This window comes from Bifidobacterium polysaccharolyticum (assembly GCF_016101585.1).
Lineage (GTDB): Bacteria > Actinomycetota > Actinomycetes > Actinomycetales > Bifidobacteriaceae > Bombiscardovia > Bombiscardovia polysaccharolytica.
In genome coordinates this window covers 392,274-414,418 of record NZ_JACFQG010000002.1, presented here as the reverse complement: position 1 = coordinate 414,418, position 22,145 = coordinate 392,274, and the positions used below count along the sequence as shown (strand labels likewise).

Sequence of the window (22,145 nt, the reverse complement as noted above, 5' to 3'; positions counted from 1 at the left end):
GATTATAGGCTTCCGGCTGCCTGCCCCGCTGAGGACCGTCATGGCAACCGGGTCCCAACGTACGGGCGTATGTGAAACGTCTTGTGCTCGACTAATAAATCAATTGAATTGATAAAATAGGTCGAGCATAGCTGAGGATCCTGCCTGTCTGGCGGCTACTCCTTCATCCGACAGATAACTGACTCGCTCGGATTCGTCCGTTTCGGCCCCAGCGTGACGGTCTATCTCAAGGCCACGGAGAAGGTGATCACAGGGCTCTCAACCGTCAGGAAAGCCGCTCATTCATGGGATTGGGCGGTAATGGTGCTGGTGGGAGAGGGCCAGGTTGAGACTCACCCCTGACAGGGTGAGGGGGACTTGCAATCTCCAAATAAATCATTTAAATTGATTAAATCGGTCCTACCGAAGGATAAGAAGTCGAAGATGCCATATTCCAAGGTAGGGCCGTACAAGTGCAAAGGAGCAAGATGGGCAAGAAAATGAAGAAGTCGCTGGGTCTGACGGCCCTGGCAGTGGTTGTGTCGCTCTGTCTGTCCGCCTGTGGGGGGTCGTCCTCTTCCGCGGGGGGGGGGTAACTCCATAAAAGTCATCTATCAGAAGACTGATCAGTTCTCACAGTTTGACTCACAGGTAAAAAGGGCGAAGAAGATATTCGAGAAGGAGCACCCGGGCAAGAAGGTTGACCTACAGCCTATTTCGGCACAGGAATCCGATTACAAGACCAAGCTCTCACTGGCACAGCGGTCACCGGAGACCGCGCCCGATGTCATCGTCCAGGATTCCGATAGTCTGCAGGCCGATGCCGATGCCGGCTACCTTTACAACATCAAGCCTTTCGTGGACAAGTGGGAGGACTGGAACAAGAACTACATCGCGACCGCCAAGAAGATCGGCACAGGCCGTGACGGTGTCTATGGGGTCCCCGTCGATACGGACACCAGGGTTATCTGGTACAACAAGCACGTCTTCGAAAAGGCGGGTATCCCTATCCCCTGGCAGCCGCACACCTGGCAGGACCTGCTGGACACGGCGGCTACGATCAAGGCCAAGGTGCCGGGTGTGGTACCCATGAATATGTTCGCTGGGACGTCCGTCGGCGAGGGGACTTCCATGCAGAGCTTCTACCAATTGCTCTACGGGACCAAGCAGAGGGACAAGGCCTTGATGGATGTCAAGACGGGGAAGTGGACCATAGGCTCCCAGGGATTCAAGGATTCGCTGAACTTCCTTAAGACCATATACGACAAGGGCTATGCCCCCACCCCGGCCCAGGCGCAGGATGTGAATATCGGCGGGACGATTAGCATGGATTGGCTTCCCAATGACAAGATCGGCTTTACCTTGGACGGCAGCTGGCTGCCCTCCACGTGGATTAAGGGCGGGCCCAAGGAGTGGCCGGATTACGAGAAGACTCTGGGGGTTGCCCTCTTCCCGAGCAAGACCGGTGCGAAACCGGAATACGTCACCTCTTCCGGCGGGTGGACTCTGGCCGTGGGCGGCAAATCCAAGAACCCGGAGCTGGCTTTCGAGTTCATCAAGCTCCTAGGCAACAAGGAGTTCTCGCTGGAGAAGGACATCAAGGAGGCCAAGATCGCAGTCAGGTCCGACGTGGCCAAGGATCCCAAGTATCTGGCCACCAACGCCTTCACCGAGATCACTACCAAGGCTCTGGATTACACCCATGTCCGCCCCAGCGTGAGCGAGTACCCCAAGGTTTCGGCTGAAATCCAGAAGGCTACTGAGCAGGTGGTGACCGGCGGAATGTCGGTAGACGAGGCCGCTAAGGCCTACGACCAAGCGGTAACAGGCATCGTCGGCCAGGACAAGGTTGCAACCAGGGAATAGGACCTGGTGATCGGTCGGGCGTGGCCTGCTTCCTGGCCCTGCGCCCGACCTCCCGTCCTGGAAAGGAAATGCCATAATGCATACTGCAAAACGGTACTGGACGGTCCTGCCCGCCATAGTCCTCATGGCCGTCTTCATGCTCGGTCCCATCATCTGGGCCTTCTACGGGTCACTGACCAATGTCTCCCTGAGTGGGCCCACCGCCACAGCGCCCGCCTTCGTCGGCATGAAGAATTATTCACATCTCTTCACCGATCCAAGTTTCCCCAGATCCGTATGGCTGACTGTGATTTTCGTCGTGGTCAGTGCCATAATCGCTCAGAACTTTCTGGGCTTGGCCCTGGCGGTCCTCCTACAGAGAGCCAACAAAATCGCCGGCAAGTTCGTCTCCACAGCCGTCGTGGCCGCCTGGGTCATGCCGGAGATGGTTGCCGGGTTCGCCTGCTATGCCTTCTTCTCCAAAGAGGGCACCCTCAATCAGATCCTCTCCTTTTTTGGGGTTCATGGGTCGGAATGGCTCTACCTCTTTCCTATGTTCGCGGTCATATTGGCCAACATCTGGAGGGGTACGGCCTTTTCCATGATGAACTACCAGGCCGCCATCGGTGAGGTGGACCGGTCCCTGACCGAGGCCGCCGTGGTTGACGGGGCCAACGCCTGGCAGGTCTTCATCCATATCACCGTTCCCGTTATCAAGCAGACCATAGTCACCAACCTCATGCTGATCACCCTGCAGACCATGTCTGCCTTCACTCTGATCTTCGTCATGACCTCCGGCGGGCCCGGAGACAAGAGCACCACACTGCCAGTCTTCGCCTACAAGGTGGCCTTCAAATTCGGAGACATCGGCTACGGGTGCGCCATCGCCGTGGTCATGCTCTTCATCGGTGCGATTTTCGGCATCGTCTATGTCAACGCTCTCAAGGACGAGAAAGGGGTAACCAATGAGTGAAGCAATCAGGCAACCTGTTGCAAGCCGGCGCCCGGCCCGCACAGTTGGGCATAGGGGGAGGCTGAACACCCCCACCTCGCCCACCAGGCATGGCCTGTCCGCCTGGCTGTCCTACATAGCCATGGGAGTTGTCTTCGTGGCCTTCATCCTCCCCCTGCTTTGGCTCTTCTTCGCCGCCTTCGACGGGGAAGCCACCTTCCAAACCAAGATTCCCCGGCATTGGACTCTGAAGAACTTTGCGGCCATCATGACCAAGGACCAGACCTTCCTTCCCCTGTGGAACAGCTTCCTGATCTCGGCCGTGGTCACGGTTATCGTCCTGGCCTGTGCCGTCCTGTGCGCTTACCCCCTCTCCCGGTACCGGTCCAAGTTCAACAAGCCTTTCCTCTACACCATCCTCTTCGGCACCTGCCTGCCGATCACCTGTCTGATGGTCCCGGTCTACTCCCTCTTCGTCATGCTCCACCTCCTGGATTCAATGACGGGGACCATATTCTTCCTTGCGGCATCCTCCCTCCCCATGGCCATCTGGATGACCAAAAACTTCATGGACTCGGTCCCGGTCGAGTTGGAGGAGGCCGCCTGGGTGGATGGGGCCAGCATGCTTAAGTCCCTGCGACTGGTGGTGGTTCCGCTGATGAAGCCGGGGCTGGCGGCCGTCAGTATTTTCATACTGATGGGGACCTGGGGGAACTTCTTCGTCCCCTACATGCTCCTTCTGTCGCCCAACAAACAGCCGGCCTCAGTGACCATATACTCCTTCTTCGGCCAGCATGGGATGATCATCTATGGTCAGTTGGCTGCCTTTTCCCTGATCTACTCCCTCCCAGTGGTGATCATGTATGTCATCGCCAACCGCTTCCTGGGGACGTACTCCCTGGCCGGCGGTGTGAAGGGATGAAAAGACGGTTGCGCGGCGAGGACCGGCGCCGGGAGCGTGCCCTTCACGGCGGAATCCGTGAGGGCAGGGTGTCGTCATCGGTCGGCCGGGTAACCTCGTAGGGGGGGCATGATGGGAAGTCATCCTCCCAGCCGTCTAACCGCAAGGAAGTAGACAAATTCACAACCACCAGGGAAAGATTTGTGATGATGGCAGAAAAAGGTGTGCGGAATGCGGTGCAGGCGGTGGCAACCGACAAAGAAGTAAACTAAACTAACTTTTGCACAGGTTGCAAAAGACAATGTACGTGCGGGGTCTTCTGGGACCCGCCAACGAGGAGGTTGAACATTGGGATTCACGCGTGAGGAAAAGGTCTTGTGGAGGCTGGACAGGCTTCTGGGCCAGCACCTGCAGAACGCCCTGTACCGTCACACCTGTCCTGTTTCAATCGAGTCCTGGGACGTCGCCGGCGAACCCGTCGACTTCCAGACGGCCAAGCAGGCCGAATACCGGCCTATGTCGGTCGGGGACCCGTGGGGAACGGCCTGGGACACCTGGTGGCTTCACGTGACCGGCCAGGTGCCGGCTGAGTGGGCCAACGAGGCGGATACCCGCCCCGAGCTGGTCGTCGATCTGGGCAGGGTCGGACTAGGTCCCGGCTTCCAGGCCGAAGGCCTGGTCCGTCGCCCGGACGGGACCGTGATCAAGGCCGTGGAGCCCTTCAACGGGTGGGTGCCGGTGCCCGAACCAGGCCAGCCCTGCGAGTTCTACATTGAGGCTGCATCTAACCCCCAGATCTCCAACGGTGGGTCCTTCCACCCGACCGAGCTGGGCAACGAGGGGGTGGGCAAGGAGCAGGGCATCTACCGTCTGCAGCGGCTGGAGCTGGGCCTGCTTGACCTCCAGGTCTGGAACCTGATCCAAGAACTCAAGGTCCTCGAGGGTCTCCTGCACGAGGTTGACCCCACGCGTACCCGCTATGCCAACATCCTGGATGCCATCGAGGCCGCACTCAACAGCATCGATCCCAATGATGTGGCAGGCACCGCGCGCCGTGCCCGCCAGTGCCTGGTGGATGTGCTCAGCGCACCCGCCACCAAGGGTCACACCGTCTATGCCGTAGGCCACGCGCATATCGACTCCGCCTGGCTCTGGCCCCTCAGAGAGACCCCGCGCAAGGTGGCCAGGACCTTCAGCAATGCGGTCGAGCTGGCCGATGAGTACCCAGACTTCATCTTTGCTGCCTCCTCGGCCCAGCAGTACCAGTGGCTCAAGGACAGCGAGCCCGATGTCTACGAGGGTGTCAGGCGCAAGATTCGCTCCGGCCAGTTCGTCCCCGTCGGGGGGATGTGGGTTGAGAGCGATGCCAACCTGCCAGGTGGCGAGTCACTGGTTCGCCAATTCCTCCAGGGCGGCCGCTTCTTCCAGGAGGAGTTCGGCGTCACCTCGCACGTCGCATGGCTGCCGGACAGTTTCGGCTATTCGGGTGCATTCCCGCAGATTGCCCGCCTGGCTGGCATGGACTACTTCCTGACCCAGAAGATTTCCTGGAACGACACAGACACTTTCCCCTTCCACTCCTTCATGTGGCAGGGGATCGACGGGACGGAGATATTCACCCATTTCCCGCCGGCAGACAAGTACAACTCCGATGCCTCCCCAGCCGATGTAGCTCGCTCCGAGAAGAACTTCACCGAGAAGGGGAAGGGGGCTTCCAGCCTGCTCCTCTACGGCTGGGGTGACGGCGGTGGCGGGCCCACCCGTGAGATGGTGGCGGCGACCGAGCTCCAGGAGAATCTGGAGGGTGGCCCCCGCGTTCTGATGACCTCACCGGAGACCTTCTTCCGCCAGGCCAAGGAAGAGATGAAAGACCCGCCTCGTTGGGTGGGTGAACTCTACCTGGAGCTCCACCGTGGTACGGCCACCTCACAGGCGGCGACCAAGAGCGGGAACAAGCGTAGCGAGTCCCTTCTGCGGCAGGCCGAATGGTGGGCCAGCCAGGCCGCCATCCTCTGCGGGACCCCTTACCCCTACGAGGAGCTGCAGGAGATCTGGCGTAAGGTCCTCCTCTACCAGTTCCACGACATCCTTCCCGGATCGGCCATCGCCTGGGTTTATGCCGAGGTGCAGCGCTCCGACAGGAAGATTTGGGCCCAGCTGGAGGAGATCATCGACAGGTCCCTCAAGGCGCTTGCCGGCAGCGGCCCGGTCCAGCTGGAGGCCAACGCAGGGCCCCTGAGCCAGGAGGGTGTCCGCGCCGGTGCCGTGGCCGCACCCGACAGTACCGCCAGTGGTCAGGCACGCAGGGAGGGCGACGATACGGTTCTCGAAAACGACCGTGTCTCCTTCCGTATCGATGCCAGCGGTCATGTGGTCTCGGCCGTCGACAGGGCCTCCGGCCGTGAGGTAATCGACCCTGCTGCCCCGGCCAACGTCCTCCGCCTCTTCGTCGACGCTCCCGCCCACTGGGATGCCTGGGATATCGACAAGACCTACCAGGACATGGAACTGCCTGGTGCCCAGGTCGAGGGGACTGCTCTGACCGACCAGGGGACCGTGACCGTCTCTGGGACCATCGGCCAGTCAACCTTCAGCCAGGAGCTCAGCTTGGATGATGACACCGATGCTCTGGTGATCCGCACACATGTGGATTGGAAGGAAAGCGATAGGTTGCTCAAGCTCTCCTTCCCGACCAACCTCTACACCAAGGAGTCTGTCAACGAGATCCAGTTCGGTCATCTGACCAGGCCGGTCACCGAGAACACCTCCTGGGAGCAGGCCAGGTTCGAAGCCGCGGCCCAGCGGTGGGTTCACATTCAGGAGGGCGATTTCGGCGTCAGCCTGGCCAACTGCACCAACTATGGCCATGACATCCACCAGTTTGTCCTGCCGGATGGCAGGCCGGGCACACGCATCCAGATCTCCCTCCTGCGCGCCCCCCACTTCCCGGACCCCCGTGCCGACCTTGGAGAGCACGACTTCACAGTGGCCCTGGGTGTGGGTACCGACATCAGGCGGGCCATCCGGATGGGCTACAGGCTCAACGTCCCGGTCCGGCGGTTGACAGGTGCCCACCCGGTAGACCCCCTGGTCGAAGTGGACGGGCAGGATGTGCTGATCGAGAGCGTCAAGCTGGCCGAGGACAGGTCGGGCGATTTGGTCGTCCGTCTTTATGAATCCGCCGGTGCACGTTCCCGTGCTCGGCTGACCGCTGGCTTTGATTGGTCCAGCGTCGACGAAGTGGGCCTCATGGAGGTTCCCTGCGATGCTGTCCAGCCGGCCATACGGTCCAAGGGTGAGGACGGGATCGACCTTGAGCTCCATCCCTTCCAGATTGTGACCCTGCGGTTCCACAGGTCCTGAATCGAGTGAAAGGTGCCGTCCAGCAACCTGCCGGACGGCACCTTTCGCAATCCGCCTGTCAAATCGCCGAACGGTCCCTCCCGGACATCCCCGGGGCCGGGCCGGGTGTTAGATCGTGGTCCAATATGGCGCTGGCAGCTCCAATGGCGGCGATGTCGCCCCCCAAGGTGGTCGACAGGACCTTGAAGTTATGGACCTGCCTGAGGACGGACCGCCGCCTGAGTACCTGGGCCACTCTGTTCAGGTAGATGTCTTTCAGGAGGTGCCAGTAGGGACCCCCGAAGACCACTGTGTCCATATCCCACAGGTCGGTCAGGATTGTCACAGCCCTGCCGATTCGCCCTGCCGATTCCAGGAGGAGGTCTCGGCAGACCTCATCGCCTCCGTGGGCCCGTTGGCAGAGCGACTTGAAGGCCTCATCCAAGAAGGGGAGGTCAGCGGAATCGTTGAAGGCCCGCGGGTCCTGCACGTGGGTAGGAGCGGGGAAGAGGCCCTCCTTCTCAGCCTGTTTGACCAGGGAGCGTGGATCGCAGGTGACGGCTACGCACCCCCTTTGCCCACACCAGCAGGCAGGGCCCGAGGTGTCGACGACGATGTGTCCCATCTCTCCCACGTTGCCTGTCCTACCTTGGTAGACATGGCCATGCCTGACCGTCCCGAAAGCGATGCCCAGACCCATGTACATGAATAGGAAGTCCTGGCCGGTTTCCTCTCCCCTGCCCGCCCAGGTCTGGCCATGGCAGGCAGCGGTCACGTCTTTCTCCATGAAGACGGGTAGACCCGTGCTTAATTCCAGGTCGTGGGCCAGTCGGACGTTGCGCCAGCCGGAGAGGTTGGGTGGGTCGAGCACGGTCCCCCGCCTTGCATCGACTGGGCCGGGGATGGCTATGCCGATTCCTCCCATCCTCTTTCCGGGGATTCCGTTGCGTCCAAGCAGAAGAGAGACCGTCGAGGCCAGTGCTGCTATGGCCTGTGCAGAGTCGTCAGGCAGGTTGGGCAGGTCTCTGTCGATGATATGGCCGGCCAGATTGATCAGAATGACGGTGGTCTTGGCCGGTTCCAGATGGATTCCCACGGCATAGCGGCCATCGGGATTCAATCTGATTGCCGTGCGGGGCTTCCCCCTGCCCACCGTCACCGTTCCCTCCTCTTGGACCAGTCCACTGTCAATCAACTTGCGGACCATGTTGGTCACCGTCTGGCTGGTCAGGCCGGTCAGGTGGGACACCTCCACCCGACTGATCTGTCCGGCTTTTCGGATGGTATCGAGAACCACACTGCGGTTGTAATCGCCGACGGCGGTAAGGTTGGTCCCTTGCAGGAAGGGGGATTCTGACTGTTTGGAAAGGGACATTCTTGCCTCATTGATCGATGGTTTCCGCATCCCTGGTCCGAGCAAGTGCGGATGGATGGCCCTTTCGGCATCGGGGAGGGTTTCTTGTATGTCATTGATTTTATTGGCATGAAGCGACGTGGATGGGTAAGCAGGGCGGGCGTACCGGGCCAGGACCGTGTTGGGAGGGTAGGGGCTGATGGCCCCGGCCCGGCTGATTCGACTGATGAAGTCCTCCCCGTTTTACGCAGTGGCCGGTCTCTGTCTTGTCGTCTGTAGATGGCGAAGTGGCGGCCGACGTTGATTCCCCCTACGCGGCTTGGAAGAATCATCACTGCGGGGCGGTCCGATTGCCCTCGCAAGTGTGCTGAGGGAGGGAGCTCCGATGAAACAACCGGCTCAATACGCACCACAGGATGTACAGAGCGTCACAGGCCCACGTTGGCATTCATCCGTTCGCAAGCATTGGATGCTGCCATGAAACATACTGTCGATCCTTCCGGCCAGGGCGAGCACTTCCCCATCCATGCATCCGGTCTGTGCAGGCAGGTTTCGCCCAGGAAAGGGGAGATCATCACTCTCCTGGATAATGTGGAGTTCACCGCCTCTTGGAGAGTCATGACCGGAATCGTAGGGCCATCGGGCAGCGGCAAATCAACCTTGCTCTACTGCCTGGCAGGTCTCGAACCAGTCAGCTCGGGCCAGGTGGAAGTCCTGGGTCGGCGCATCTCTGCCATGGGGGCTGCAGCGTCGGCACGGTTCCGCCGTGCGCACCTGGGCTTTGTTTTCCAGTCTTATAATTTGGTGCCTTCGATGAGTGTGGAGGACAACCTCAAACTGCCCTTCATCCTGCGTAAGACCCGCTGGCCGGAGGACCAGGCGCTCAAGCTGCTAGACAGACTCGGTATCAGGGAGCTGCTCAAAGCCAACGTGACTCTCCTGTCAGGGGGCGAGCAACAGCGTGTGGCCCTGGCCCGTGCGCTGATTTCGGATCCCGAAATCATCTTCGCTGATGAGCCTACGGGCGCCCTTGACCAGAGGACCGGAGATGCGGTCGTCAATGAGCTCGTTGCCTTCGCCAATCGGCCGGGCCACGCAGTAATCATGGTCACCCACAGTCCGGAAGTCGCCTCCCGCTGCAACACACTGGTGCATCTCCGTGACGGTCGCATATCAACAGATGACAAGGTTCCCATCTGAAAGCGAGCATCTGATGCGACTTCTACTACGAGATTTCAAAGATGCTCCCTTGGCTTGGTCTGGCGTCATGCTCGTGCTGATCGCCACGCAGACCATGGTCGGCCTGCTTGCCATGATGATCTCTTCGGCTAGGGGCTTGGGCGACCTCCCCGGCATGGCTGAGCAAGGCCGCACCGCATACCAAAATTTGATGATCCCCTTTGCGGCTCTTCACATTGCCGCAGTGCTGATCGTTCTGCAAGTCGTTTCGTCGGTGATCAACCAGCGGCGACGCAACCTCGCGCTTCTGGCTTTGCAAGGCGCTACACCCTGGCAGCTGACCTCGCTGACCTGTTTGCGCGTGTTCATCTTGGCGCTCGCGGCCAGCGTGGTCTCGCTGGCGGCTGCTTTTCCGCTGGTCCGCCCCCTCTATGCCTGGGAGACTTCGCAGTTCCTGATTGGCAGGCAGCCTTTCATCGCTGGCTACCAGCTGGCTTCCTGGGCAGTAGGAACCACATGCGGAGTATTGGTGGCCTTGATCGGCACGCTGCTGACCATCCGAACCATCAGTAGGATCAGTCCCGTGGAATCCCTGCGGGCCGCAATCAGCCCTCCAAAAGCAGCAGGTCTGGTTCGTCGTATCGCCGCTATTTTGTGTTTGTTGGCAGCATCGACAGTCATGCTGATGCCGATTATGCAAGCGCGGACCATCCCTGATGAGCAACTGGTCCGTTTGCACACTGCGGCACCCATCCTGCCCATCGCCATGGGCAGCACTTTCGGCTTCGTGCTCATGCTGGCCGCAATCTGCTTGGCTGGTCCTTCTCTGCTGGGCACGGTCACCAGCGGTTGGACCAGGCTCATCGTTCTCCGCAAGCCTTCGTGGCTGATCGCTTGCCGACAAGCCAGTGCCCGCATGCGTAGTCTCAGCTCCACGGTCATACCGCTGGTCGTGGGGGTTTCATTGCTGATGATGACCGATTCCTTCTACCAGACCAGCGCCGATTCCAGTCATCTGCTGCCTCCCAACCTGGATGTCAGCAGCTCTGATTTCTCCATGCTCATTACCCTTCTGGGCCCCGCACTGGTCGTCACGCTGGCTGGAGTATGCGCAGGATACCTGATCTCAGCCCATGGTCGAAGCCTGGATCTGTCCCTTATCTCGATCGCTGGCGCGGACCCGAACCAACTTGAAATCATGGCCGCTCTTGAAGGGTTCATCATGGCAACCACCGCCGTACTGATAGCCTTCACCTCCAGCCTTCTGCCGGTCATGGCCTACGCTGTCGGATTCCGCAAGGTCTTCGGGGCTGCCAGCATCGGCATACCTTGGATCCACTGGGCGCTGGTCTTCCTGCTTCTGACTTTGGCGGCATCACTGGCTTCGTGGGCCACGGTGCACAAATCAGCAGGTCGTTCCCCTGCCGGTGTGGTAGCACAGTACACTGGCGAATGAACCTGGGCATCCTCGGCATGCGGCGTGAGGGGGCACGATGAAGGGCATAGCAACCAACCTCTTCGAGCTGTTGAGCAATCAACGCTTGACCAGATTTGTCATGCCTGTGCTGAGCCTGGTGTATACGCTTCTCTATGTCAGCGCCCCCATGTTTCCTCCAGTCTGGGCCGAGAACATTCCTTTGCCCGTTTGGAAGACGGTCATCGGCCTGATCGGATTCCTGTGCTCCTGCCTGCTGTATTGGAGCAGGCAGCTTCCCCTGCTCATCACGATCATGGAGACCCTGATATACATCGGTCTGTCATTTGCCACTTCGGACGATAGCTTCCTGATACCCCTGGTGGGCGCTCTCTATTTCTGCGTCTGTTTATCACCGGTACCCAAGATTGCGGCAGGCATGAGTGAGGCAGTCGCGGCCGTCAGTCTGGTCACCGCCAGCATGCATGCCGGGCACATGCTCTTTCTGGAATGGTCGGCCAGAATGGCTGTCATCATGGCGGTCGCGGCCGCTGCCATAGCTGTCAGGTCCTACCGGATTCGACGCGAGACGCAGCAGCGTGAGGAGCAGGAGCGCATCCGCTCTGAGATGCTTGCCAGGCAAAGGGATCAGGCCATATCACGTGCCCAGGTGGCAGGGGAGCTGCACGATAGCGTGGGCCATGACCTTACCACAATCATTGCCCTGACCCAGGGATTCGCTGACTCGGTTGAGACCGAGGAGCTGCAAGAGGTGCTCAAAGACATCAATCAGGTGGCAAGGGATGGGTTGGCCGACACCCGACAAGCCGTCCGTACCCTTGTTCAAGAGCATGAGGCGCTACCTGAAGAGTCCGATGATGATGGGCGCAGCTATGGCTCCAGGCTGCACACGCTCGACGAACTCGACCCCGTAATCGCCCATGCCCGCGCGGCTGGTCTGGCTGTCGTGTCTACCGAAACAGGGCATCAGCGGCACGATCCCAGACAGGACAACCTCTGCTTCATCATCAGCAGGGAGGCAATTACCAACACGCTCCGACATGCCTCAGACCCGAGCACCATCGTCATCTCCCGCGACTATGAGCAGGACGGTACCCTCCGCATCAGCATTCACGATTATGGGCACGGGAATGAGCATGGACAAGCCTCGGGCGATTGGAAACCGGCCATTCATGATCATCAAGGAGTGGGCCTCAAACAAATCAGCGAGCAATGCCGACTGATGGGAGGGAGTCTGAGTTGCGGACCGAGCGAGAACGGGGGATGGACGGTAGAAGCCGTCCTGCCTGGCACCAGCGAGAAAGGGTGCAACGCCCATGATTGACCTGATGCTGGTCGATGACCTTGCGCTCCTCCGCAAGGGGTTGGTACGCATGATTGAGGCCGACCACGATTTACAGGTCGTCAGACAAGCCTCCAACGGTCAGGAGGCAGTGACCATGCTTCGAGAGATGAAAGCAGCCGCCCAGCCGTTGCCTCGGGTGATCCTGATGGACGTTCGCATGCCGGTGATGGACGGCATCAGCGCCACTGCGGTCATTGCCAAGGAGTTCCCCGACATTCGCACGCTGATCCTGACCACCTATGACGAAGACGATTACGCCTTCACCGGTCTGCACGCAGGCGCCTACGGCTTTCTGCTCAAGGACGTATCCACCAGAGACCTGCACCGAGCCATTCACGCAGTGGCCGATGGGGACGCAGTGCTCACCCCCCGCATTACAGCGGAGCTCATCAACCGCGACAGAGCCTATGCCCGGCATAAGGTCAGTGATCCGCAGGCCAGGCAGCAGCTGGATAAGTTGACCCCCAGGGAGTACGAGATAGCCGGGCTCATCGCTCAAGGGCTATCCAATCAGGAAATAGCCCAGCGCCTCACTCTCGAAATTACCTCTGTCCGGCGTTACGTAAGTCGCATACTCGACAAGACCGGCCTGCGAGACCGTACACAAATCGTCATCACATGGTTTCAGGCCGGAATGTCTGACTGACGATTCATGACCAGCTGTTCCGGACACTGGGAGGAGAAAAGCAGAAAGAACGATGGATCCCCAGTTCCGTTGGATGCTGTTTATGTAAGCTGAAGCACAAAGCACAAAGCACAAAGGGGTGGCCGAGCACTCGACAGAGGAGGGGAACTATGGGAATCCGTCTGGTGAGGATGGATCACCCGGGGGCGGTAAATGCCGAAGCGATCTGGGAATATCTGCAGGCCTGTCGTGCTCGGCCTGAGGATGAAGCAGCCGGGCTCGGCCCTCTGGAGGACTGCCACAGCCTGGATGAGGTTCGTCAATCAGGCCTGCCGGAGGTGGCTCGTCAGGCGCGCGGCGATGATCTGCCGTCGGGATTTGTGCCCGCCCTGCAGTTCGCAGCCATGGATCCCAGCGGCAAACTGGTGGGGATGATTCAGTTGAGGCTGCAGCTTACAGAGGCGCTTCTACGCTCGGGCGGCAACATCGGCTATTCAGTTCGCCCTGATTGTCGTCGGCGGGGTTATGCCGGGCTGATGCTGGATGATTGCCTGCAACGGGCGGCCGCTCTTGGCATGAGCCGGGTCCTGATCACCTGCTCCCCGTCGAATCTGGCCAGCCGCCGGACCATCCTCTCGCGTGGCGGGCAACTGGAGAATGTGCTCCTCAGCAGCTTTGGTCAGCCAGTAGAACGATATTGGATTGATTTGTCTACGAAACGAACAGATCGGTAAACGCAATCTTGGATGCAAAAGCAGCTTTCATGTAATTGCTTCCTGGCTAGGCTCTCTGCAATGATTTTCTCCGGCTATGACGTATATGCGCATCCAGAACGCGAACTTATTTTAAGCTTATTTTGAGCGAATGCCGGTTAGTGTATATTTTGTTTTTATGCACATTCCGTGCATTATGTACGACGGCAAAGGAACCGCCATGAGACAAACAGCTTCGACACAGAAACCATCCGATAAGCCGCAAGTCATTGCTGTCAGGTTTTTTGCCCTGGCATTAATTCTCGCCCATGTTATATCGTTTGCCACCGGTTCACAGTTCTGGGGTTCATGCACATACCCAGTAGCTTGGCTAATGATGATTGTCTTCATGATGGTAAGAGACTGGCGGCGAAACGGTGAAGGCCAGCATCATTCGAGATAGCCAATACGCGAAAAGGGCGAAATAGTGGGTTCCGTCGATAACTTGCAGAGTTTCGCATCATCGCCGTCGCTGTTCGTTCGCGCGGTCTACTGTTGTCGTCGGTCAACCTCCCCACTGGTGAGCATGAGCCGGGGGAACAAGCATCGCACTTTTCTCAATATCCGCTTTTGCTGATACTGGTATGGCTTCTCTTACCAAAGTGCCGATTGGGAACAAAGTAGATGTACCCGTCCGCCCCTTGGCGGCCCGCTTGATAAATGGGAATATGCTGTTCCAGCTGCAGGTAAACCAGTAGTGGAATCAGTGTTTGCCAGTACGTGCTCTTGGATGCCATAATTTGTGGGACGGTGGCGGTTTTATGTCTGATCCAGCTTGTATTTTATTAGAAAATGCCTGAAATTCTGGGCTCATGGGTGAGGAAAGAATATGGATTAATAAGCTATCGTAGTTGAAGCAGATGGTCTCATGGAAAAGACCATCGGAGCCAAAATCACCATACTATGCTGGGCCGGAATTTGGACTGATTCTTTCCTCCACCTGCGCAGACTCAGCAAATTGAAATAGTCATGAATAGACAAGCAGCAATAGACGACACAACCCGCGCTTTACCACATCAGTATTGACGCTGAAAGGCTCTGGAATGGGCAATATCGAAGTAAGCGTATCGAACCTTACTGTTCGAATAAAGAACAAAACGATTCTCTCTCATCTCTCATTGGAAGTTGAAGAAGGGGCCTTCCATGGGATAATCGGGCCAAATGGCGCTGGAAAGACAACGTTGTTCACCGTCCTGCAGGGGCTGCAAAAACCGGCTGAGGGAACGGTATCTGTTCTGGGCAAGTCGCCCTATCCACGAAACCTGGCCTTGCTTCGCCAAATAGGCATCCAGCCTCAAAAGTCGTCCTTCTTCCCCAAAACGACGCTCCTTGAGCACCTTACTGCCGTGGCGAATATCTACCAGGTGCCCCGGTCGCGTGTGAACGATCTTATTGATGCATTGAAACTGGATCAGGTGGCATCCAACAAAGTTGAATCATTATCAGGCGGTGAACAGCAGAGACTGGCCATCGCTACTGCTGTCATCCATCATCCTCGGCTGCTCTTTCTGGATGAACCCACTGCTGCCCTCGACCCTGAGTCACGTCATGACCTTGTGAGCCTGCTCAAATCGAATCAGCAATTGGCTGCCACGGTTCTTTATACGACGCACCATCTGGATGAGGCAGAGCGATTGTGCAGTATGGTCTCGATCTTGGCGGATAAGCATATTCTCGTGACAGCCAGTCCAAGCAAGCTTATTGCGCAAGCAGAGATGGAATCGACCATTCTTCTTCCGAATGCCTTGGATCAGGCCGATCACGTAGCCCGTCTCGTGGGGGACGACTATGTAAAGGTTACGCCTGACGGTCTGACAGTACGCACTCGGGATACCGGAGTTACCTTCGCGAAATTGGTTGATTCAGGAATCAATACAAGCCAGGCACAAGTCAAGGATGGGCGTCTGGAGGATGTCTACCTTCGCCTTCTCGAAAAGGAGAACGTCAAATGAACAGCTTCAAAACTCTATTCAAGTTGATGTTCCACTATGATATTCGTGATTGGTCCACTTTGGTTTTCACCTTTCTCTTTCCTATAGCTTTGTTGCTGGCCCTGGTCCTGTCTTTTAAGAGCTACGTTCCTGGAGTTGATATTGCCAGTCAAATCAGCGCCAATGTCATTGCATTTGGTGCGGCCTACGTGGGTATTTTTGCCGGTGCTTCGCACCTTGCTCTCTGGCGTGAGAATGGCATGCTTCAGACGGTTCGCAATTTTCCTCTATCCTGGAATGTGATTATCCTCTCCCAAGCTGTTGTGGGTATCGTCGTTCTTCTGGCACAAGCTGTAGTGCTTGTCGTCTTGGGAATGATTATGGGAATGGTGCTGAAACCGACATTTTTGTCGGGATTGCTTCCCCTGGTCCTAGGCTACCTCTTGTTCTTTTTCCTGGGTGTCATCATCGCCATGATAATTTACTCAATCGCCGGGGTATCCATCCTTGCGAACATCATTATTCTGCCCTTGGGCTTCATCGGCGGAGCTATGATGCCGCTCAATATGCTGCCGTCCTGGGTGCAGACCATTGCCCCATATACGCCCTTATATCACATGAGGGAGGCCTTATCGATGATGCTGATCGGATCGGGCACCTGGCCTCATGCTTGGCTCGGGATCCTATACCTGACCGTGGGCTGCATTACCTTAGGGCTTGTTTCCATATACGGTTTTCGCTGGAAATGATACTTCTGACGGCTATGCACCTTTTGCTGCCATTGCGAGGAATTTCTCGGTTTCCTGAATGGTAGTTGCGGGCTCGGCTGAGGTTAATTCGCGCGAAAGCCATTCTTCTTGCCTTTGGCCGCCTTGGGTATAACTTGGGTAGGTATAAGAAGGGTCCAGGGCATCCACTGATCTGCCAGTGTGAAAGAGACCAATAGATTCCTCGTGTCGTAGCGCGTCTGCGGGGTTCTTCTGAGAGAATGGCATGTATGGTCTGGCTGATTGTCCTGGTATGGGTGCTGGTGGTGGTGGCATTCGTTGTATTTGTCATGCGCTTGGCGCTTGGCGAGTCCCAGGACCGTGCCTTCTCCCAGTCTCTCGATGAGCGTGTGCGCCGGGCTGCACGCCGTCAGCAGGAACGAGAGAATAAGCTGCCGCGGATAGCAGGCGGGCACCTGTCGTTCTCCCCTGGCTCGGGCGAGGACGCATCAACCGCTGAAGACGGCGAACATCCCTATCCGGTCTATGTCAATTCCTCCTCTGTGGTAGAGGTTCGGGGTCTGCTGGCTTCCGATTCCACGGACGAGATAAATCTGCCCCCGCCACCGAGCAGCGATTCCACATCGTCGGTCAGCCCGAGACAAAAGAAGAATGCCGTGCCGTCAGTTTCTGCGACCTCTGGGCCTCCAGCTCCCAGGAACTCCGCCCCACGATCATCCAGCCCCGAGCCTTCGCGTCCGCAGCGGAGGGAGCCTCAGGCCACCACCTCCGATGTCATGCCTGCAGTCAAGAGCGGTTCGCAGACGAAAAAGAGCCACCCAGGCGGAAAGTGACCGCTGGTGATAACCGTCCGTGTCCCTTTTCGCCCTTAGGCTGGTACCTATGACAACACAGCAGCTCCTTATTCTTATCGCGGTGTTGATCGTCCTGGTGCTGGCGGTGGTCGGTATTCTGGTGACGGTCCGCAAACGCCGGTCCCAGGGGGATTCCACCCGCCCCGGCAGGACGGAAGAGCCTGGTGATGGCCGCTCTTCTTTGCCTCCGGAGTCGGCGACCTCTGCAGAAAATAGCCAAGCTGAAGGCCGACCTGATGCCTCCCCAGCAGCTTCGTCGGGTTATCAGGCAGTCCACTCTGCCTCGCCTGCATCGGATGCATCCTCCAATCCGGACGCACCTAAAGGTTCAGCAGGCTCAGTCGCTTCAGAGGCATCCAGTCAATCGTCCTCAGCCGATCAAGCAGCACCGTCGGCACAGGAGGAGTTGGCTCACCCGGAGGCATCCGCATCCCGTATGACCAGGCTCAAGGCCAGGCTGGCCAAGAGCCCCAACCCCTTCGGCAAGGCCCTATTTGCCATTCTGACCAAGGACCATCTGAGCGAGTCCGACTGGGAGGATGTGGAAGACACCCTGCTCATGGCGGATGTGGGCGCTGAGGCCAGCGAACAGCTGGTGAAACAGTTGCGTGACGATGCCCGGATAACCGGGCAGAAGGACCCAGCAGCAGTGCGTCGTGGCCTTCGTCAGCGCTTGATCGATCTGGTCGACCCCAATATGGACCGAACTCTGGCGGCTACCCGACCCCAGGCCAACAGGCCGTCGGTCATCATCATGGTGGGTGTCAACGGCACGGGCAAGACCACCACGGCGGGCAAGCTGGCCAGGCTTTTCGTGGCCGATGGCAAGTCGGTGGTCATGGGTGCCGCCGACACCTTCCGTGCCGCCGCCGCTGACCAGCTGGAAACCTGGGGTGGCAAGGTGGGTGTGCCCGTGGTCCGCAGCGACCGCGACGGCGCCGACCCGGCCTCGGTGGCCTTCGAAGCCGCGGAACGAGCCAAAAATGATCAGGCGGATGTCCTCATCGTGGACACAGCCGGACGTCTGCAGAACAAGGCCAACCTGATGGATCAGCTGGGCAAGATCCGGCGGGTGATCGAGAAGAACCTGCCCGTGGACGAGGTTCTGCTGGTCCTGGATGCCACCACTGGGCAGAACGGGATGATTCAGGCCCAGGTCTTCGCCCAGGCCATCGGGGTCACAGGCATTGTCCTGACCAAGCTGGACGGCTCGGCCAAGGGCGGCATCGTCATTTCTGTCCAGCGGGAGCTGGGCGTGCCTGTCAAGCTGGTCGGGCTGGGCGAGGGTCCCGACGATCTGGCTGTCTTCGATCCCGAATCCTTTGTCGACGGCATTCTGGGAGACGAGTAGTCCGGCTAGTCGGTCGGCTAGTCGGTCATAAGGTGGTCATCCAATAGTCACCCGCAGGTAATGCGGCGGTGACCTGACCGTCATCCGCTTCCTGTTTGATGAATCGGGAAGTGGAAGAGATTCTGACGTAGGCTGTCCGGAGGGAAGTCCTCTTTATTGGGACTGCTCGCTCGGATGGGGAAAAGAGAGGTGTAGGCATGGATTCTGGAAATGCTGCCTGGATGCTGGTAGCGGCATCCATGGTTTTCCTGATGACTCCGGCGGTGGCTTTCTTCTATGGGGGTATGGTCCGCGCCAAGGCTGTGCTCAACATGATGATGATGTCCACGCTGGCCATTGCCGTGACTGGGATCATTTGGACCCTCTGGGGATGGTCGATTTCCTTTGCAGGCAAGGATATTGGCGGCGTCTTCGGCGACCCCATCACCGGCTTCCTGCTCAAGGACACGGTCACAGCCAAGAATGGGGTCTTCACCTCGCTTGATTCCGCAAACGCTGCCTACCCGCACACGGTGGACATCGCCTTCCAGGCCGCCTTCGCCATGATCTGCGTGGCCCTGATCTCGGGAGCCCTTGCAGAGCGAGTCAGAATCAGCACCTGGATGATCTTCGTGGCCCTCTGGATCACCTTGGATTACGCGCCCATGGCCCACATGGTCTGGAATCACGGACTGCTGGCTGCCGATGGACCCATTTCCAACGCCATCGGAGCTCAGGCGCACGACTTCGCAGGCGGTACGGTCATCCACATCAACGCGGCAGTAGCAGCCCTGATCATTGTGCTCATCATAGGCAGGCGAATCGGCTTCCCCAAGGAATCCATGCGTCCCCACAATGTGCCCATGGTCATGCTGGGCGCCTTCCTGCTCTGGTTCGGCTGGTTCGGCTTCAATGCGGGGTCTGCCTTCGCCGCCAACGGCACGGCTGGATATGCCTGGGTTTCCACGACTATAGCCGCCAGTGGCGCCACACTGGGCTGGCTCTTTACTGAGCGGGTCCGCACCGGGCATTACACCGCCATGGGTGCTGCATCCGGCATGGTCGCCGGTCTGGTGGCCATCACCCCAGCGGCCGACGTGGTTTCACCCCTCTGGGCCATGGTCATCGGCCTGCTGGCTGGTTTCGTCTGCTGCCTGGCCTGCGGGCTCAAGTTCCGTTTCGCCTATGACGACTCCTTGGATGTGGTAGGCATCCACGGTGTGGGTGGTCTCTTGGGCACGCTGCTGATAGGCTTCTTTGGTACCGGCACGGGCTTCCTGGCCGGCGGCAATTTCCGGCAGCTGCTGGTTCAGTTCCTGGTGGCGCTGATTGCGATCATCTACGCAGCTGCAGTCACTGGTGTGATCGCCTTTGCGCTGGAGAAGACCATTGGTTGGCGAGTCAGCAAGGATCAGGAGGTCATCGGCGTCGATCAGAGCGATCAGGGTGAGAGCGCCTACGACTTCGGATCCATTCTGAACTGATCAGAAAGGAAGGCAGCATGAAACTCATTACCGCCATTGTTCAGCCCGGGCGGCTGGATCAGATTAAACAGGCCCTGACCGAGGTCGGCGTGCACGGTATGACCGTCTCGTCAGCCCAGGGCTATGGTCGGCAGGGCGGCCATAAGGAGGTCTACCGGGGCAGCACTGTCAAGGTGGACCTGGTTCCCAAGGTGCGCTTGGAGGTGTTGACCGAGGATCGCCGGGTCGACGAGCTGGTCAACGCTATCGTCCAAGCTGCCGCCACCAACACCGTAGGCGACGGCAAGGTCTGGGTGCAGACCCTGGACTCGGTGGTCAGGGTTCGTACCGGGGAGACCGGCGTAGACGCTATCTGAGGCAGCCGCCTGCTGCCGTCTGTATGGTCGTTTTCCTGTGCTGACCAGTTTCGCAGGATCCCGTCGCTGTGGCCAATTTCGTGGTCTAGCGGTCGGGATCCTGCTTTTTCTATGTCTGGGATTTCCTTGTCTGAGTCGTTGAGAATGGCTCTTCACGCTTGGCTGGTCTGGTCGATTGTCCCCATCCAGACATCAGTGCGCGTTCTCAAGCCATTGCAGATGGCCCTGACGCCGATGAAGAGGACATTGAGAACGGCCCAGAGCATGGCTATCCGCCAGGTGGGTGTCCAGTTCATGGCCAGAGCCGTCATGCCCAGCAGTCCGATTACATAGATCACAGCTGTCAGGGAGCAGGTGGCTGCCAGGTAGCGATAATCCCCGGCTCCTATCAGAATTCCGTCCAAGGCCCACATCCATCCAGCGACGGGCATGAAGACCCCTTGGACGATCATACCCACGGTGATCAGAGACCTGATGGCCGGCGTTGGGCTGAACAACGGAGCAGCGAAGAGGCCCAAAGCGATCATGACCAGCCCGACCAGCACTCCCATGGCCATGCCGGCCTTGGCTGACAGGTCGGTCATGACCCGCGCTCGCGCCCGCTGTCTGGCGCCCAGCTCGGTGGCCACCAGTGACTGACCGGCGATGCCCACGGCATCCAGCATGTTCAATCCGAAGTTCCAGGCCGAGTTGACCCCCTGGTAGGCAGCCAATACCTGCTCACCCAGGTGGGCCGCAGCCACCACGGTCATAAAGAGGCAGACCCGCAGGGCCAGGGTCCGCAGGAAGAGTGGGAAGCCATCGCCCATGCTGGCCGCCATGCCTGAGAGTCGGGGCCGCAGCTGGGCGCCTTCCTGACGGGCCCAGGCCAGGGCGGGGATGGTCAAAAAGAGCCCCATGGCCCACTCGGCGATCAGTGTGGCCAGGCCCGAGCCCAGAATGTCCATGTGCAGGCCGAAGACCAGCAGAATCTCAAGGGCGGTGTTGAGGATGGCACCCGACACGGCGGCCACCAGGGTGATCTTTACCTTTTGAAGTCCGCGGAAGATGCCGTTGGCCGCGTAGACCAGGAGCATGGCCGGAAGGCCGAAGACCAGGGCATTCAGGTAGGTCTGCGCCGCCTGCAGGACCGGCCCACGGGCTCCCATCAGGCTGCAGATGGGTCGGCTTAAAGCCAGGAGAACGGCGCAGACGACCACGCCGATGACGAAGGCCAGCCACATGCCGTCCACGCCGGCCTGCATGCCCTCCTTGCGGCGGCCTGCGCCCATGAGCCGGGCCACCTGGGAGGTGGTCCCGTAGGCCAGGAAGATGCACAGACCCACAGTGGTCAGCACCACAGTGGATCCGATGGAGAGCCCGGCCAGGGCCGAGTCGCTGATGTGGCCCACGATGGCGGTGTCGATCATGACGAAGAGCGGTGATGCGATCAGCTGGCCGAAGGTGGGTATGGCCAGTCCGGCAATGGTCCGGTAGGTCGTCCGCCGCTCTTCCGGCGTGATTGATGTGGTCTCGGTTTCGGAGATGTTCCTGTGGCTGCGCATGGACGCCATGCTAATGCTCTGGACTGAAGACACAATCCAGGAAAGCCAGTCCGTGGACGCCCTGTCGTGGATGCCGTATCACCAAACAGCTTTGAGTGCAAGCCGGATTGATGATGTGGCAGGCTGTCCCCAAGTTTTGCACAGAGTTATACCCATGAGGTGGATAAGTTGCGCACATGTCCTCTAGGACACGCCTTGAATGTGGATAA

17 protein-coding genes are annotated in these 22,145 nt (G+C 58.9%); 15 read left to right on the top strand and 2 right to left on the bottom strand.

Annotated features, from left to right (window positions below):
• Positions 1 to 540 precede the first annotated feature (540 nt).
• From H3T90_RS04925 to H3T90_RS04910, 4 genes are all read left to right on the top strand, one after another.
• Positions 541 to 1,845, top strand: coding sequence for an extracellular solute-binding protein (locus H3T90_RS04925; protein ID WP_198229769.1), 1,305 nt, complete (start codon positions 541 to 543; stop codon positions 1,843 to 1,845).
• A 76-nt stretch (positions 1,846 to 1,921) separates the two neighbouring features.
• The gene (locus H3T90_RS04920) at positions 1,922 to 2,797 is read left to right on the top strand and encodes a carbohydrate ABC transporter permease (protein ID WP_198229768.1); all 876 of its coding nucleotides are present in this window, start codon (positions 1,922 to 1,924) and stop codon (positions 2,795 to 2,797) included.
• A complete protein-coding gene (locus H3T90_RS04915; RefSeq protein WP_082097814.1) occupies positions 2,790 to 3,698 on the top strand; it encodes a carbohydrate ABC transporter permease in 909 nt (302 codons plus the stop codon). Before H3T90_RS04920 ends, H3T90_RS04915 begins: the two co-directional genes overlap by 8 nt.
• Before the next feature lie 327 nt (positions 3,699 to 4,025).
• Positions 4,026 to 7,040, top strand: coding sequence for an alpha-mannosidase (locus H3T90_RS04910; protein ID WP_198191238.1), 3,015 nt, complete (start codon positions 4,026 to 4,028; stop codon positions 7,038 to 7,040).
• Positions 7,041 to 7,098: 58 nt separating this feature from the next.
• Here the strand turns inward: H3T90_RS04910 and H3T90_RS04905 are convergent, their stop codons facing one another.
• The gene (locus H3T90_RS04905; RefSeq protein ID WP_186363940.1) at positions 7,099 to 8,394 is read right to left on the bottom strand and encodes an ROK family transcriptional regulator; all 1,296 of its coding nucleotides are present in this window, start codon (positions 8,392 to 8,394) and stop codon (positions 7,099 to 7,101) included.
• 456 nt (positions 8,395 to 8,850) lie between these two features.
• Between H3T90_RS04905 and H3T90_RS04900 the strand changes: the two genes are divergently transcribed.
• From H3T90_RS04900 to H3T90_RS04850, 11 genes are all read left to right on the top strand, one after another.
• A complete protein-coding gene (locus H3T90_RS04900; RefSeq protein WP_198229767.1) occupies positions 8,851 to 9,573 on the top strand; it encodes an ABC transporter ATP-binding protein in 723 nt (240 codons plus the stop codon).
• A gap of 67 nt (positions 9,574 to 9,640) precedes the next feature.
• Positions 9,641 to 11,008 (top strand): FtsX-like permease family protein, encoded by a 1,368-nt coding sequence (locus tag H3T90_RS04895; protein ID WP_198229766.1) that lies wholly within the window; start codon positions 9,641 to 9,643, stop codon positions 11,006 to 11,008.
• A 37-nt stretch (positions 11,009 to 11,045) separates the two neighbouring features.
• On the top strand, positions 11,046 to 12,311 hold the full coding sequence (locus H3T90_RS04890; RefSeq protein ID WP_198229765.1) for a sensor histidine kinase: 1,266 nt from the start codon (positions 11,046 to 11,048) through the stop codon (positions 12,309 to 12,311).
• Positions 12,304 to 12,978, top strand: a complete 675-nt coding sequence (locus H3T90_RS04885; RefSeq protein ID WP_101433025.1) for a response regulator — start codon at positions 12,304 to 12,306, stop codon at positions 12,976 to 12,978. The genes H3T90_RS04890 and H3T90_RS04885 overlap by 8 nt, the downstream gene beginning before the upstream one ends.
• A gap of 149 nt (positions 12,979 to 13,127) precedes the next feature.
• Positions 13,128 to 13,691, top strand: a complete 564-nt coding sequence (locus tag H3T90_RS04880; RefSeq protein ID WP_198229764.1) for a GNAT family N-acetyltransferase — start codon at positions 13,128 to 13,130, stop codon at positions 13,689 to 13,691.
• A 1,061-nt stretch (positions 13,692 to 14,752) separates the two neighbouring features.
• The gene (locus H3T90_RS04875) at positions 14,753 to 15,661 is read left to right on the top strand and encodes an ABC transporter ATP-binding protein (protein ID WP_198229763.1); all 909 of its coding nucleotides are present in this window, start codon (positions 14,753 to 14,755) and stop codon (positions 15,659 to 15,661) included.
• Positions 15,658 to 16,389, top strand: coding sequence for an ABC transporter permease (locus H3T90_RS04870; RefSeq protein WP_198229762.1), 732 nt, complete (start codon positions 15,658 to 15,660; stop codon positions 16,387 to 16,389). The genes H3T90_RS04875 and H3T90_RS04870 overlap by 4 nt, the downstream gene beginning before the upstream one ends.
• Positions 16,390 to 16,637: 248 nt before the next feature.
• Positions 16,638 to 17,201 carry a hypothetical protein gene (locus H3T90_RS04865; RefSeq protein ID WP_198229761.1) on the top strand — a complete coding sequence of 188 codons (564 nt, stop codon included), beginning with the start codon at positions 16,638 to 16,640 and terminating at the stop codon, positions 17,199 to 17,201.
• 49 nt (positions 17,202 to 17,250) lie between these two features.
• Positions 17,251 to 18,573 carry a signal recognition particle-docking protein FtsY gene (gene ftsY / locus H3T90_RS04860; RefSeq protein WP_198229760.1) on the top strand — a complete coding sequence of 441 codons (1,323 nt, stop codon included), beginning with the start codon at positions 17,251 to 17,253 and terminating at the stop codon, positions 18,571 to 18,573.
• Between the two features lie 197 nt (positions 18,574 to 18,770).
• The gene (locus H3T90_RS04855) at positions 18,771 to 20,036 is read left to right on the top strand and encodes an ammonium transporter (protein WP_121912877.1); all 1,266 of its coding nucleotides are present in this window, start codon (positions 18,771 to 18,773) and stop codon (positions 20,034 to 20,036) included.
• A gap of 17 nt (positions 20,037 to 20,053) precedes the next feature.
• The gene (locus H3T90_RS04850) at positions 20,054 to 20,392 is read left to right on the top strand and encodes a P-II family nitrogen regulator (RefSeq protein ID WP_101432992.1); all 339 of its coding nucleotides are present in this window, start codon (positions 20,054 to 20,056) and stop codon (positions 20,390 to 20,392) included.
• Positions 20,393 to 20,544: 152 nt separating this feature from the next.
• Here the strand turns inward: H3T90_RS04850 and H3T90_RS04845 are convergent, their stop codons facing one another.
• The gene (locus H3T90_RS04845) at positions 20,545 to 21,936 is read right to left on the bottom strand and encodes an MATE family efflux transporter (RefSeq protein WP_408610692.1); all 1,392 of its coding nucleotides are present in this window, start codon (positions 21,934 to 21,936) and stop codon (positions 20,545 to 20,547) included.
• Positions 21,937 to 22,145: the final 209 nt, after the last annotated feature.